The organism is Embleya sp. NPDC001921, assembly GCF_053594475.1.
Genome location: NZ_JBSFEO010000046.1, coordinates 51612 through 66048, shown reverse-complemented (window position 1 = coordinate 66048; position 14437 = coordinate 51612). Strand labels below are relative to the sequence as shown.

10 protein-coding genes are annotated in these 14437 nt (G+C 71.8%); 6 read left to right on the top strand and 4 right to left on the bottom strand.

The window, feature by feature from the left end; genetic code table 11:
* The first annotated feature begins 2 nt into the window (after positions 1-2).
* Positions 3-1448, top strand: coding sequence for an amidase (locus ACWCPW_RS39660; protein WP_449766456.1), 1446 nt, complete (start codon positions 3-5; stop codon positions 1446-1448).
* 141 nt (positions 1449-1589) lie between these two features.
* Here the strand turns inward: ACWCPW_RS39660 and ACWCPW_RS39655 are convergent, their stop codons facing one another.
* A complete protein-coding gene (locus ACWCPW_RS39655) occupies positions 1590-2456 on the bottom strand; it encodes an SAM-dependent methyltransferase (RefSeq protein WP_449766455.1) in 867 nt (288 codons plus the stop codon).
* Positions 2457-2975: 519 nt separating this feature from the next.
* On the opposite strand from ACWCPW_RS39655, the gene ACWCPW_RS39650 reads away from it, so the two are divergent.
* Entirely contained in the window at positions 2976-3656 is a 681-nt protein-coding gene (locus ACWCPW_RS39650; RefSeq protein WP_449766454.1) for a class I SAM-dependent methyltransferase, read from the top strand.
* A 447-nt stretch (positions 3657-4103) separates the two neighbouring features.
* Positions 4104-4706: a TetR/AcrR family transcriptional regulator gene (locus ACWCPW_RS39645; protein ID WP_449766453.1), complete on the top strand. Its 603-nt coding sequence runs from the start codon at positions 4104-4106 to the stop codon at positions 4704-4706.
* 122 nt (positions 4707-4828) lie between these two features.
* Here ACWCPW_RS39645 and ACWCPW_RS39640 read toward each other — a convergent pair whose 3' ends face one another.
* Positions 4829-5221: a DUF2267 domain-containing protein gene (locus ACWCPW_RS39640; protein WP_449766452.1), complete on the bottom strand. Its 393-nt coding sequence runs from the start codon at positions 5219-5221 to the stop codon at positions 4829-4831.
* A 479-nt stretch (positions 5222-5700) separates the two neighbouring features.
* Entirely contained in the window at positions 5701-5943 is a 243-nt protein-coding gene (locus ACWCPW_RS39635; RefSeq protein WP_449766451.1) for a hypothetical protein, read from the bottom strand.
* Between the two features lie 261 nt (positions 5944-6204).
* Here ACWCPW_RS39635 and ACWCPW_RS39630 point away from each other — a divergent pair, with 261 nt between their 5' ends.
* Positions 6205-7641 (top strand): endonuclease/exonuclease/phosphatase family protein, encoded by a 1437-nt coding sequence (locus ACWCPW_RS39630; RefSeq protein ID WP_449766450.1) that lies wholly within the window; start codon positions 6205-6207, stop codon positions 7639-7641.
* 38 nt (positions 7642-7679) lie between these two features.
* Positions 7680-9692: a phosphocholine-specific phospholipase C gene (locus ACWCPW_RS39625; RefSeq protein WP_449766449.1), complete on the top strand. Its 2013-nt coding sequence runs from the start codon at positions 7680-7682 to the stop codon at positions 9690-9692.
* A gap of 123 nt (positions 9693-9815) precedes the next feature.
* Here ACWCPW_RS39625 and glgX read toward each other — a convergent pair whose 3' ends face one another.
* Positions 9816-11930 (bottom strand): glycogen debranching protein GlgX, encoded by a 2115-nt coding sequence (gene glgX / locus ACWCPW_RS39620; RefSeq protein ID WP_449766448.1) that lies wholly within the window; start codon positions 11928-11930, stop codon positions 9816-9818.
* 280 nt (positions 11931-12210) lie between these two features.
* Between glgX and ACWCPW_RS39615 the strand changes: the two genes are divergently transcribed.
* Positions 12211-14409: an MMPL family transporter gene (locus tag ACWCPW_RS39615; protein ID WP_449766447.1), complete on the top strand. Its 2199-nt coding sequence runs from the start codon at positions 12211-12213 to the stop codon at positions 14407-14409.
* Positions 14410-14437: the final 28 nt, after the last annotated feature.

Sequence of the window (14437 nt, the reverse complement as noted above, 5' to 3'; positions counted from 1 at the left end):
CGATGAACCCCGATGAGCTGTTGGACGACCACGACGCGGTGGGGCTGGCCGGTCTCGTACGCCAAGGCGCGGTCAAGCCGGTCGAGATCCTGGACGCGGTGATCACCCGGATTCGGGAGCGCGACCCGCTCCTGCGCGCGTTCGTGTCCACGCGGTTCGACGCGGCCCGGGCCGAGGCCGAGGGGGAGTTGCCCGACGGGCCGCTGCGCGGGGTCCCGTTCGCGGTCAAGGATCTCGGCTGCGACGTCGCCGGCATGGCGACCACGCAGGGTTCACGCCTGTTCGCCGACGCGCTCGCCGAGCACGACGGTGCGCTGGTCGCCCGCTATCGCCGGGCCGGGCTGGTGGTCGTCGGCAAGACCAACACCCCCGAGTTCGGCAAGAACGCCAGCACCGAGCCGCTCCTGCACGGCCCCTCGCACAACCCCTGGCGGCTCACCCACTCCACCGGCGGATCCTCCGGCGGTTCGGCCGCCGCCGTGGCCGGCGGCATGCTGCCCGCCGCACACGCCAACGACGGGGGCGGCTCGATCCGCATCCCGGCCGCCTGCTGCGGACTCTTCGGGCTCAAGCCCTCGCGCGGACGCGTCCCCGACGACCACGGCCTGTCCGGGCTGGCCTACCCGCTGTCCATCGCGCACGCGGTCACCCGTACGGTGCGCGACTCGGCCGCGCTGCTGGACGTCGTCGCCGGTCCGCTCCCCGGCGACCCGTACGCCGCGCTGCCGGCGCCGCCCGGCGGATCGTTCCTCGGCGCGCTGGACGCCGCGCCCGCTCGGCTGCGCGTGGGCTTCTCGACCGCCAACGTGGACGGAGTCGCCGCGCACCCGGCGGCGGTCCGCGCGGTCGAGCGTACGGCGGCGTTGCTCGCCGACCTCGGCCACCGGGTGGAGGAGGGCGCACCGGTCTGGGACGGTCCGGCGACCGGCGCGGCTCTGGGCCAGGTGATGGCGGCGGCCACCCACGCGCAGATCGAGGACCGGCTCGCCGAACTCGGCCGCGAGCTGCGCGAGGACGACATCGAACCGTTCACCCGGGCCGTGCACGAGCGCACGGCCGCGATGCGCGCGCAGGACCTGGTCCGGGCGTTGCAGACGGTGGTCCGGATCGGCCGCGAGGTCGCGCCCTTCTTCGACGCCCACGACGTGTGGCTGAGCCCGACGTTGGGCGTGCCGGTTCCCGAACTCGGCGTCCTGGACACGAGCGACCCGGCGAGCATGTACGCGAACGCCGCCACGATGACCTGGTTCACCTCGGTGTTCAACGTCTCCGGGCTGCCGGCCGCGAGTGTGCCGGCGGGATTCGACGAGGCGGGGCTGCCGGTGGCGATCCAGCTCACCGGCCGGATGGGTGCCGAGGCGCAACTGCTGCGGATGGCCGCACAGTTGGAGGAGGCGGCGCCGTGGGCCGGGCGGGCGCCGTGGCCGCCGGCGGCGGTGGGCGGCTGACGGCGGGTTCGACGGGGCCGGCGGGCGGGCCGTCGCCGGGTGGCCGGCGCTCGGTCCCGCGGGCCGTACCCCGGGGCCCGTCGTGCGTTCGCGGACGACGGGCCCGGGGCCGCGCGGGACGGGGCAACCCGCGGGAGTCGCTCAGCGCTTGACGCCGACCCCGCCGTAGCCCCAGACGTTCTCGACGGCGTCCAGGGGATCGTCGGGTTCGCCGTCCGGGTTCCAATGGGGGCGGATGCCGGGCGGATCGACCACCTCGAAGCCGTCGAAGAAGGACAACACGCGGTCGTAGCCGCGCATCGTCATCTCGGCCGAGGCGTTCTTCCAGCCCGCGGCTCCCGCCTGTCCGCGCGCGGGATCGGCGTCGAAGGAGGCGTGCGACAGGATGAGCATGCTGCCCGGGGCGAGCGCGTCGCGCAGCGTCGCGACGATCTCGTGCGGGTTCTCCTCGTCCTTGATGAAGTGCAGGATCGCCACCAGCATCACCGCGACCGGCTCCGCGAAGTCGATCACCTCGACCACCTCGGGTGCGGTCAGGATCGCCTTCGGATCGCGAAGGTCCGCCTGGGTGAAGGTGGTTCGCCCGGGGCCGCCGTCGGTCATCAGTGCCCGCCCGTGGACGAGCACGATCGGATCGTTGTCCACGTACGCCACGCGGGCGTCCGGCGCGACCTGGTGGGCCGCCTCGTGCGTGTTCCCGCCGGTGGGGATGCCGGTTCCGATGTCCAGGAACTGACGGATGCCGCGCCGTGCGGCGTAACGCACGCTGCGCTGGAGGAAGAGCCGGTTGAGCCGCAGCGTGGTGGGCAGATCCGGAATCGCGGCGAGGATGTGCTCGGCCGCCGCGCGGTCCACCGCGAAGTTGCTTTTGCCGCCCAGCAGATAGTCGTAGATCCGGGCGGTGTGCGGGATGCTCGTGTCGATCCGCGCCGCGACGGATTCCGCCTCGACCTCGTCCAGACGCGGCAACCGCCACGCGTCCTCGTCGCTGCTCGATATCGACGTCACGCGCCCACCCTTCGCGAAGCCACTCCCACGGACCAACCGAGACTACTGCGCCCGCCCGGGAAACGGTCCACCGACGCCCGCCGCCCGGTGAGCCCAAGTCCCTTGGCAACCAGGGCCGCCGACCCTACGTCGACCGCTTTCCCGGCTTCCTGGCCGTTCCGGCCGCCGATGTGCCAGGTTGGCGAGTGTGGAACACCAAGAGAGCGCATGGGCCGAAGCGGCGGCCGGAGACGACGTGGGCGCACGCGGCCCGGCCGCATGGACCGTGCGGGGGGCGGGCACTTCCGCGACCGATGGTCGATCTGCTCGTCGCCGGCGGATGGCGGCATCCGGGGGACGAGGTGGTGCCCTTGATCGAGGAGCCACTGCATTTCCCGGCCGATGTGGCCGAGACGCGCCGGGAATCGCGGTCGTTGGATCTCCTCGCCGACGACGAACGATCGTCGGCGCAGTTTCGCGAGGTGCGCGGGAGCGTCGTCGGGTCGACGGGGCGACCGCCGGCAGCGGCGGGTGGCGCAGGTGAGTGAGCCTTCCCACCTGGCGGCGGTCCGGCGCTCGTACGACACCGTTTCCGAGGCCTACGCCGCCGTCGTCAAGGCGCCGGCGGAGTTGGATCCGTTGTCGCGGGCGATGTTGGGGGCGTTCGTCGAGTCGGTGCGCGACGGTGATCGCGGGCCGGTCGCGGATCTGGGTTGTGGGCCGGGGAAGGTGACCGCGTACCTGGCCGCGCAGGGGGTGTCCGCGTTCGGCGTCGACCTGTCGCCGAGGATGGTCGAGACGGCGCGCCGGGCCTATCCGCAACTGCGGTTCGTGGTCGGGTCGATGACCGCGTTGGATCTCGCGGACGGTGAACTCGGCGGGATCCTGGTCTACTTCGCCACCCACCACACGCCGCCGGAGTGGTTGCCGGTGGTGTTCGCCGAGTTCGCCCGCACGCTCGCCCCCGGTGGTTGGCTCATGCTGGGCGGCTACGTCGGGGAGGACGAGCACGTGCGACCGACCCGCGCGTACGGCGGCCATCCGCTCTCCTACGAGTCCTACTTCCTCCCGGCCGACCGGATCGCCGAACTGCTCGGCCAGGCCGGGCTCGTCGTCACCGCGCGGATGTTGCGGGAACCCGGCGACGGCAACAAGCTCCGCGATGCCGTCTTCCTGGCCCACCGGCCGCGACCGGCGAATGCGGCGGAATGCCCGGGGTGACGGCGGGCGGAGGCGCACATGCCGGGCGGTCGTGTGCGGACGGCGTTGTCGGGCGAGTTGGGCGGGCGTACGGGCTGCGGCGATGGCGCGGGTATGCGTCGGGGGAGTGCGCGTCGAAATGGCTCGGCGGCGGGTGGCTCGGCGGCGGGTGGATCGGTGGAGTCTTGTCCCGGCTCGCATCCGATGCCCGGTGTGGCCGAGACGTGGCGGCGGGGGCGGGCGGCTCGGCTTCGCGGGGGGCGTGAGGTGGGCATGTCCGGCGCGCGCGGTGTGTTTCGTCCGCCGGCGTTCGATGGGGAGCGGGAGGTGGGCGCGATTCGTGTCGAGTATGCCGAATTCGACCGCTGGGGCCGGCGTGGACGAGGTGTCGTCGGCTGAGCGTGGGTGGAGTCCGGGGCCGGGTCGGCGGGGTTGATCGTGGAGGGTGCGCGGTAGGGTGGGCATCCCATGCGCACCGTCGATCCCGTCAAGCACGCCGCCAGGCGACGTCAGATCCTGGAGGCCGCCGCCTCCTGCTTCGCGGAGATGGGCTTCCACGGCACCCGGACCGCGGACATCTGTAAACGCGCCGGGATGAGCCCGGGCAACCTCTTCCACTACTTCCCGAGCAAGCACGCGATCATCGTGGCGCTGATCGACGGCGAGGGCGTGCAGACGGCCGCCTTCCTGGAGCGACTGGCCGCCGAGGAGGACGCGATCGGGGCGCTGTTCGCGCTGATGGAAACGGTTGTCGGGCTCGCCGCCGACCCCGAGTACGCCGGCCTCACCCTGGACACGGCCGCCGAGGCTCAGCGGGACGAAGGCATCGCCGCGCTGCTGGCCCGCAACGACCGTCAGCTCCGGGCCGGCATCGCCGACCTGCTGCGCCGTGCCGCCGCAGCCGGGCGGATCGACCCGGAGTTGGACGCCGAGGACGCGGCGACGTGGATCGCGGCCCAGATCGACGGGATCTTCGCCCGGGTGGCGACCGATCCGAACTTCGCGCCGCGCGAGCAGGCGCCGATGCTCCGACTGCTGCTCACCCGCTTCCTGCGCGTCGATCCGGCCTGATCCCGCCGCGTCGAATCGGCCCGACCCCGCGTCGAACGGCCCCACCCGCGGCCGGGCGCCCGCCACCCGCGTGCGGCCTTCGGCCCGGATCGCCCGGCCGCGCGGGTGCCGCGGGGACGGGTTCAGCGTCGAGGACGGCCGAAGAGGAGGTCGTAGCCCGGCGGCAATTGCAGCAGCACGCGGTTCATCAGATCGTCGTCGACGGCGTCGGCCACGACGCTGAGTACGGCTCCGACATCCCATTTCGCGGTCTCGTCGGTGGCGCCCTCGATCCACGCGCCGGTCGCCCGGACGAACCGGTCGGCGCTGAGCGGCTCGTGCGCGGGGAGCGGGTTCAGCAGTACCAGGGCACAGGTGTCCGGGAGCCGGGCGGCCAGTTCGGTGCGTTCGCCGCCGACCAGGTGTGCGCCCAGGAGCGCGAGGACGACCCGAATGCCTCGTTCCGCCTCCGCGGGAGAGGAGTATTCGCCCCGCTCCCGAACTGCCGCGAGGAAGGGTTCCCATCGCATCGGCATCTGTATCGGCCCTTCTTCCGTCTTCCGTCGACTGCGATCGGAGCGGGCTCGGGCGGGGCGGCCCCGATCCGGAGGGCACGCGGCGTGCCGGTCCGGTGACCGGGACGGATCGCCTCGGTGCGCCGGCGACGGCATGCCGCGCCGACCTCAACGCCCGACCGGTTCGGGGCGGATCGACGATGCGCTTCGAGGCCACGACACGGGTCGGTGCGCATGGGGTGCTCCCCACTTTAACGCTCCGTCGCACACTTGACGGCCTTCGGCGCGCACCCACCGCACGCGAGCCCGGGAGTGGCGTCTGTGCGATTTCGATCCATCACCCCTTGTGTCCGCAGGGGGTTCGGTGACGATGTCCGGTGGTCGGTGGTCGGTGGTCGGTGGTCGGTGGTCGACCCGACACGCCCCGGCCGCCCTCCCGGATCCACGACAGGCTTCGCGTGCGCGCTTCGCGTGCGGGCTTCGGATACGGCGCGAGGAGGTCACTCGGGGTGGCGGCGGCGCGACAGCGCGGATGCGGCGATCGAGTGGCGCACGGTGAAGGCGACCGTGCCGGCCGGGCGGTGATCCCCGGTCCACTCGACGGGTACGCCCGCCGGCTGTCGGTGGTGCGGCGCCGCGCGCACGACGACGGCGAGTCCGCCGCGCGGCCGACCGGTTCCGGTCCCCGATCGGATCCGCCGGCTCTTCCCGCGAAGCTCGCTCGCCCGTGTGCGTGCGTTCACGCGTCGGCCATCGGCCGCCGGCCTACTGAGCCGAGTTGTTCAGCCGACCCGACTGGTTCCCCGCCGATGCCGACCCCGTGCGCCGCGACCGCCGGCACCCGGCTCGTCCGCCTCCGGGGGACGCGCCCTGATGCGACGGGTCGCGCCCTCGCGACCTGATCCTCCCCCGAAAGAGCGGCGGCCCGACCCGGTGCCGCCGATTCCGTATGGCCGCATCACCTCCTCGCCCCGACCCGCCCCCATCCGAAGGGAATCGATCACATGCCGGGAAGCTCACTCGCCCTCCTGCGTCCCACCGTGCCGAAGGAGGGCGAGCAACTGACCTTCCGCTTCGTCACCGACGCGCCGCACCCCAAGAACTGGGTCGGGGTATACGACGGCGCTCGACAGCCGGGTGACGGGGGCTCGTTGGCCTGGAAGTACGTCACCACGGCCGAGGGCGAGGTGACCATCGAGACGCAGGGCCTCACCGACGGTCCCTACACCGCGTACCTGCTGGCCAAGGACGGCTACGCGATCCTCGCGCGGACCGCGCCGTTCAGCTTCGCGGTGCGGCCCGTGCCGCCCCGGCCCAGGTTCGCCGTGGACACCGTCACCGCCTCGGCCGCGGCGCCGGGCGAGACCGCGACCGTGCGCCTGGGCGGACTGTGGACCACCGCGACCGGGCAACAGTCCGGCCAGGGCGTCACCTTCCGCTCCCGAGGCGGGGACGGGTGGCTCACCCTCGGCGCCGACGGCACCGTCACCGCCAAGGCCCCGCGCGGCGGTTCGCGCCGGCCGGGCGTGCTCACCGTCGAAGGCCGGGACGGCGCCACCGGCGCGACCTCGCAACTCACCGTGCAGGTACCGGTACGGCGCAACGCGCGGAGCGTCACGCTCAAGGTCGCCTGCCTCGACGCGTGGGACGCGGGCAAGCACGTGGACGGCGCGGTGGGCAAGCTGCTGCGCCTCGCGCTCACCCAGGACCTGGACGTGCTGGCGCTCCAGGACACCGGCGGCACGCTGGGCAAGTCGGTGGCGGACGCGCTGGGTTGGGCGGTGTACGAGGACCCGGCCGGACTCGCGCTGCTCAGTCGGCACGCGCTCACCGACCCGCGCCCGGCGAGCGCCGGGCTGCCGGCGGTCGCGGCCACCGTGCGGGCGCCCGGGGTGCGGGCCGTGCGGGTGTGGACCGCGCGTCTGGACGAAGGGGACTACGGGCCGATCGGGATCCGCCAAGGCCGTACCCCCGCGCAGGCCGAGGCGGCCGAGCGGGCGAGCGTGCGGCACCGCCAGGCCCAGGCGCTGGTCGCGGCGATGGCACCCGACCTGGGCGCGGCCCGGGACACCCCGGTACTGCTCGCGGGAGCCCTCGCCTCACCCTCGCACCTGGACTGGACCGCCCGCACCGCCGGTGCACACGGGACGTCCGGCCCGGTCCGCTGGCCGGTCACCCAACTGCTCGAACAGGCCCGCCTGACCGACGTGTTCCGCGACCGGCACCGCGATCCGGCCCGCGAACCCGGCAACACCTGGTCGCCGGTGGACCCGACGCAGCCCCAGGACCGGATCGACGCGCTCCACACCGCCGGACCGCTGTCCGTCGAGGAGGCGCACACCCTGGTCACCGGCTGGCCCAAGCCGATCCCGGGCACCGCCGGGAACGGCTGGCCCAGCGACCACGCCGCCGCCGTCGCGACCTTCACGCTGCGCGCCTGAGCCCCCGTCACCTCCCCTCCCCGAAAGGTCGCTTCGACATGACCGAGTTCAGCCGCCGCTCCTTCGTGGGCGCCTCCGCCGCCGTCGGCGCGGCCGGCGCGGTGGGCCTGACCGCCACCCCCGCCCACGCGGACCAGGCCCCGCCGCCGGCCGCGGACGCCGCACGCCGGCCGCGGCCCGGAAGCATCAAGGACGTTCGCCACGTGGTGATCCTGATGCAGGAGAACCGCAGCTTCGACCACTACTTCGGCACGCTCGCCGGCGTGCGCGGCTTCGCCGACCGCCAGGGCCTGGTGCTGCCGGGCGGCGACGACGTGTTGCGCCAACCGCACCCCGGCCGCACCGACGGCGGCTACCTGCTGCCGTACCGGATGGACTCCACCAAGTACAACGCGCAGAACGCCGGCGGCCTCCCGCACGACTGGAGCACCGGGCACACCGCGGTCAACAACGGCGCGCAGAACCGCTGGGTCGCCGCCAAGGGCGAACGCTCGATGGGCTACTTCACCCGCGAGGACATCCCGTACCAGTACGCCCTCGCCGACGCGTTCACCGTCTGCGACGCCTATTTCACCTCGCTCAACGGCCCGACCGACCCCAACCGGCTCTACCTGTGGTCGGGCACCGCCGGACCCGGCCGGGACGGCACCACGGGGCCGTGGATCGACAACACCCCCGTCACCGACAACCCGGTCGCCGACTGGACCACCTACGCCGAACGACTGTCCGCCGCCGGGGTGAGCTGGCGCGTCTACCACAACCCGAGCAAGGACGAGCGCTACGGCGACTACGACGACAACGGCCTGTCCTACTTCAGGCAGTTCCACGACTTCCCCAAGGACGACCCGCGTTACATCAACGCGATGACCAAGTTCGACCTGACCGCGTTCGACGCGCACTGCAAGGACGGCACGCTGCCCACGGTCTCCTGGCTGGTCGCGCCCTACCTGTTCAGCGAACACCCCGACGCGGGGCCCAACTACGGTGCGCACTGGGTGAACACCGCGCTGCAATCGATGTTCGCCAACCCCGAGGTGTGGAAGCACACCGTGTTCCTGTTGATGTACGACGAGAACGACGGCTACTTCGACCACGTGGTACCGCCGATGCCCGAGCCGGGCACGCCCGAGGAGTTCGTCGGCGGCCGTCCGATCGGCCTCGGCTCACGCGTACCGCTGTGGATCGCCTCGCCCTGGTCGCGTGGCGGGCATGTCAACTCCCAGGTGGCCGACCATACTTCGGTGCTGCGCTTCCTGGAGACGGTGACCGGGGTGAACGAACCCAACATCTCCGCGTGGCGTCGCGCCGTCTGCGGCGACCTGACCTCGTGCTTCGACTTCGGCAAGCCCGACTACACGATCCCCACGCTGCCCGACACCAACGTGCTGATCGCCAAGGCGGACGCGGCCAAGGCGCTGCCCGGCGTCAAGTTGCCCGCCGCCGGGGCCCAGCAGGTGCCCACCCAGGAAGCCGGCCACCGACCGCACCGACCGCTGCCCTACCGACCCTCGGCCGATGCGACCGTGGACCGGGGCAACGGCCGGGTGACGTGCACGCTGGTCAACGAGGGCACGGTGACCTACCACTTCACCGTCTTCCCCAACGTCGTCCTCCCGTTCGCGGGCACCCCGTTCACCGTCGGCCCCGGCAAGAGCGCGACCTACGTGTGGGACGCCGCCGGCACCGACGGCGCCTACGACTTCAGCGTGCACGGCGCGGACGGCTTCGTCCGACGCTTCGCCGGCACCGTGGTCCGCGACCCGCAGCGCGACGTCGCCGTCCCGTCGGTCCGCGCCACGCTGCACGGACGCCGGCCCGACGCCGCCCGGCTGGACCTGCGACTGAGCAACGACGGCGACACCGACGTGCGCTTCACGATCACGCCGAACGACTTCGGCGGGGCGGCCCGGGAGCAGTGGGTGAGCGCCCGGAACCGGGACACCGTGGCATGGCCGACCGACGCGTACGGCCGGTACGACGTCACCGTCGCGGCGGCGGACGGCTTCACCCGCCGCTACGCCGGTACCGTCCACCCGTCGAACCGGGACTGATCGGCACACCGTCCACCCGTCGAACCGGGACCGGCCGACGCACCGTTCGCCGGTCGAACCGGGACCGACCGGCGGGACGGACCGCGGGTGCCGCTGCTTCGAGGGCACCCGCGGGTCCGGGCCTCACTCCGGGCGGCGCCGGCGGATCAACACGAGGGCGCTGTGCGCCTCGACCGCGCGTAGGGCGCCCGCCTTGACCTCCACCTCGTCCGCGCCGTCGGGGTCGGTGGTGTCCACGGCGACGTGCCACACGTCGCCGTCCCCGAAGGACGGCACCCGTACGTCGACGCTCTCGTAGTGCGCGTTGAGCACGAACAGGAACGAGTCGTCCACGATCGGGCGGCCACAGGAGTCCCGTTCGGAGATCGCGTCCCCGTTGAGGAAGACCACCACGGAGCGGGCGTCCGGGCGGTCCCAGTCCTTTCGGGTCATCTCCTTGCCGTCCGGACGCAACCACAGCAGGTCGGCCGGGCCGTCCGCGCCGTCGCCGCGGAAGAAGCGCCGCCGACGCAGCACGGGGTGTGCCGCGCGCAACCGGACGAGGCCGCGGGTGAACTCCAACAGGTCCCGTCGGGCCGGGTCGGCGGCCGAGTCCCAGTCCATCCACGCGGTCTCGTTGTCCTGGCAGTACACGTTGTTGTTGCCGTGCTGGGTGCGGCCCAGTTCGTCGCCGTGCGAGAGCATGGGCACACCCTGCGAGACGAACAGGGTGGTGAGCAGGTTGCGCTGTCGGCGCTCGCGCAGCGCGAGCACGCCGGGGTCCCGGGTGTCGCCCTCGGCGCCGGAGTTCCACGATCGGTTGTCCTCGGCCCCGTCGCGACCGTCCTCACCGTTGGCCTCGTTGTGCTTGTCGTTGTACGACACCAGATCGCGCAGGGTGAAGCCGTCGTGGGCGGTGACGAAGTTGACGCCGGCCAGCGGTCGTCGGTGCTCACTGGTGTACAGGTCCGACGAGCCGGTCAGGCGGCCCGCGAACTCGGGCAGGACGCCGTCGGTGCCGCGCCAGAAATCGCGCACGCTGTCCCGGTACTTGCCGTTCCACTCGCTCCACAACGGCGGGAAGTTGCCCACCTGGTAGCCGCCCTCACCCACGTCCCACGGCTCGGCGATCAGTTTGACCCGGCTGACCACGGGGTCCTGCTGGACCAGGTCGAAGAACGCGGAGAGCCGGTCCACCTCGTGGAACTGCCGGGCCAGGGTGGCCGCGAGATCGAAGCGGAAGCCGTCCACGTGCATCTCGGTGACCCAGTGGCGCAGCGAGTCCATGATCAGTTGGAGCACGTTCGGGTGCCGCATCAGCAGGCTGTTCCCGGTGCCGGTGGTGTCGTAGTAGTGCGCCGGGTCGTCGTCCACCAGGCGGTAGTACGAGGCGTTGTCGATGCCTCGGAAGGACAGTGTCGGGCCCAGCTCGTTGCCTTCGGCGGTGTGGTTGTAGACGACGTCGAGGATGACCTCGATCCCGGCCGCGTGCAGGGCCTTGACCATCGCCTTGAACTCGGTCACCTGTTCGCCGCGCGTGCCGGAGGACGAGTAGGCGTTGTGCGGCGCGAGGAAGCCGATGGTGTTGTAGCCCCAGTAGTTGGACAGGCCCCGGGCGAGCAGTGATCCGTCCTGGACGAACTGGTGCACCGGCATCAGCTCGATCGCGGTGACGCCGAGCGTGCTCAGGTGCTCGATCACGGCGGGATGGGCGAGGCCGGCGTAGGTGCCGCGCTGGTGCTCGGGGACGGCGGGATGGGTGCGGGTCATGCCCTTGACGTGCGCCTCGTAGATCACCGTCTCGTGGTACGGCCGGTTCGGGCTGCGGTCGTCGCCCCAATCGAAGGTCGAATCCGTCACCACCGAGAGCATGGTGTGCCGCAGGTTGTCCGCGGTGTTCTGCTCGTCGGGCGCCTCGGGCCGGTAGTCGAGCAGCGACAGGTCGCCGTCCGTGCTGCCGTCGATCGCCTTGGCGTAGGGGTCGATCAGGATCTTGGCCGGATTGCAGCGGTGACCCCGGTCGGGGTCGTGCGGCCCGTGTACGCGGTACCCGTAGCGCCGCCCGGGCCCGACGCCGGGCAGATAGCCGTGCCACACGAAGCCGTCGACCTCGGGCAACGGCACGCGCCGCTCGGTGCCGTCGTCGTCGATCAGCGCGACCTCCACGCGTTCGGCGACCTCCGAGAACACCGCGAAGTTGGTGCCGGAGCCGTCGAATGTGGCGCCGAGGGGATAGGACCTGCCATTCCATGCCTGCATGAAGTGACATTAACCGCTCATATCGGGCGAAAATTCGATCGTCGGCACGGCGGAATGTCGTGTCCCGCCGCAGAGTCCCGGCGGGATGGCCGTGCCTGGGAGTACCGCCTCGGGGTCGGGGCGGTCGACGTTCCCTCGGCGCGTCGATGGGGGTTTTATCAGATCAAAGACGACAAAATAGGGCGAGATTGCTTGCTTTGTGTGTCCTTGTGGTCGCGGGTCGCCGTGTGGTGGTTCGCGTGCCGGTTGCGGCCTGTCGGTCGGTGCGGAGGGAAGCGGCTTGTCCACCTATCTGTTCCGGCTGGGGAAATGGGCGTTTCGGCGTCGGCGGTGGGTCCTGGGAGTCTGGCTGGCCATCGCGGTGGCCGCCGTCGTCCTCGCCACGGCCAGTGGCGGCCAGACCAACGACAGCTTCACCATTCCGGGTACCGAGTCGCAGCAGACGACGGACCTGCTGGAGCAGAAGCTGCCCGCCCTCGGCGGCGCGCAGACCCAGGTGGTGTTCGCCGTGAAGAGCCCGGCCAAGGTCACCGACCCGGGCCCCAGCGCGGGCATCGAGGCCGCCATCGCGCAACTGCGGACCGTGCCGCAAGTGGCTTCCGTGTCGGACCCGTTCACCGATCAGGGGGTCGCGCCCGACCAGCAGGTCGCGCTGGGCTGGGTGCAGTACACGCCGCAGCCGGCGGACATCGAGGACTCCACCCTGGACAAGCTCGAGGATGCCGTGGCGCCGGCCAAGCAGGCCGGTGTCCAGGTCGAGTACTCGGGCAGTGTGTACCCGGGCTGGCGGATCACCCCCTCCGAACTGCCGGAGCTGATCGGTCTGGCGATCGCGCTGATCATCCTGCTCATCACCTTCGGCGCGGTGGTGGCCGCCGGCGTGCCGATCATCAACGCGATCATCGGTGTGGTGATCGCCCTGATGGGGGTGACCGCGCTCGCGTCGGTGGTGGACATCGCGTCGGCGTCCACGACGGTGGCCATCATGCTCGGACTGTCCTGCGGGATCGACTACGGCCTGTTCATCCTGTTCCGGCACCGGAACAACCTGATCGGCGGCATGACACCGGAGGAGTCCGCCGCCCTGGCCCTGGGCACCGCCGGCAGTTCGGTGGTCTTCGCCGGGCTCACCGTGATCATCGCCCTGTGTGGGCTGGCCGTCGTGGGTATCCCGTTCCTGACCCTGATGGGACTGTGCGCGGCCGCGGCGGTGCTGGTCGCGCTGTTGATCGCGCTCACCCTGCTCCCGGCGGTCCTGGGCTTCGCCGGTACGAAGCTCGTGTCGTTCATCGACACGCGGCTGCGGCCCGGCCACCACGAGGAGGTCGCCCGGATCACCGCGACCGAGCCGGCCCGGACGTTCGGCGCGGCCTGGGCGCGCTTCGTGGTGCGCTACCGGATCCCGGCCCTGGTCGTCGGTGTCGGCCTGCTGCTCCTGATGGCGGTGCCCGCGGCGAGCATGGAACTGGGGCTGCCCAGCGCCGCCTCGCAGCCCGAGTCCTCCACCCAGCGCAAGGCGTACGACCTGACCGCGGAGAGCTTCGGGCCCGGCTTCAACGGGCCCCTGCTGGTGGTCGCCGACGGGCCCGTCGACCAGAGCGGCGTGACGGCGCTGACGAATGCGCTGAAGCAGCAGCCGGATGTCGTGGCGGCGGGTCCACTCGCCGTGAACAACGAGGTCGCCGTGGTGCGGGTGATCCCCGCCACCGGACCCAACTCCGAGACCACCGCCGACCTGGTGCACCACATCCGGGACAACCGCGAGGCGATCGAGGCCGGCGTCGGCGCGCCGATCCTGGTCGGCGGCAGCACCGCCTCCAACATCGACGTGTCCACCAAACTCCTGGACGCGCTCCCGGTGTTCCTGCTCGTGGTGGTCGGCCTGGCCTTCGTGCTGCTGACCTTCGCCTTCCGAACCATCCTGGTGCCGATCAAGTCGATCCTCGGCTTCCTGCTGTCGGTCGCGGCGGCCTTCGGCGCGCAGGTCGCGATGTTCCAGTGGGGCTGGGGCGAGGACATCTTCGGCATCACCCCCACCGAGACGATCAGCTTCCTGCCGATCCTGATGCTCGCGATCATCTTCGGGTTGTCCAGCGACTACGAGGTGTTCGTCGTCTCGCGGATCAAGGAGGACTACACCACCACGGGCGACGCCCGAGGCGCGGTCGCGCGCGGGACCGGGTTGTCGGCGCGGGTGGTGACGGCGGCGGCGCTGATCATGTTCTCGATCTTCGTGGCGTTCATGTTCACCGACGACCCGACCATCAAGGCGATCGGCTTCAGCTTCGCGGTCGGTGTCTTCCTGGACGCCTTCGTGGTCCGGCTGACCCTGGTCCCGGCGACGATGGCGATCGTCCGGGCCAAGCTCTGGTACCACCCGCAGTGGTTCGCCAAGTACGTCCCCGACCCGGACATCGAGGGCAAGCGCCTGGAGGAACGCCTGGCCGGCTCCGCGTCCACCGGCGGCGCGGCGCACTGACACCCGCCGACGCGGGGCCCGGGCCGGC

Coding starts and splice junctions, on each gene's coding strand:
- ACWCPW_RS39660 (WP_449766456.1), top strand. CDS start 3: ATGAACCCCGATGAGCTGTTGGACGACCACGACGCGGTGGGGCTGGCC.
- ACWCPW_RS39645 (WP_449766453.1), top strand. CDS start 4,104: ATGCGCACCGTCGATCCCGTCAAGCACGCCGCCAGGCGACGTCAGATC.
- ACWCPW_RS39640 (WP_449766452.1), bottom strand. CDS start 5,221: ATGCCGATGCGATGGGAACCCTTCCTCGCGGCAGTTCGGGAGCGGGGC.
- ACWCPW_RS39630 (WP_449766450.1), top strand. CDS start 6,205: ATGCCGGGAAGCTCACTCGCCCTCCTGCGTCCCACCGTGCCGAAGGAG.
- ACWCPW_RS39625 (WP_449766449.1), top strand. CDS start 7,680: ATGACCGAGTTCAGCCGCCGCTCCTTCGTGGGCGCCTCCGCCGCCGTC.
- glgX (WP_449766448.1), bottom strand. CDS start 11,930: ATGCAGGCATGGAATGGCAGGTCCTATCCCCTCGGCGCCACATTCGAC.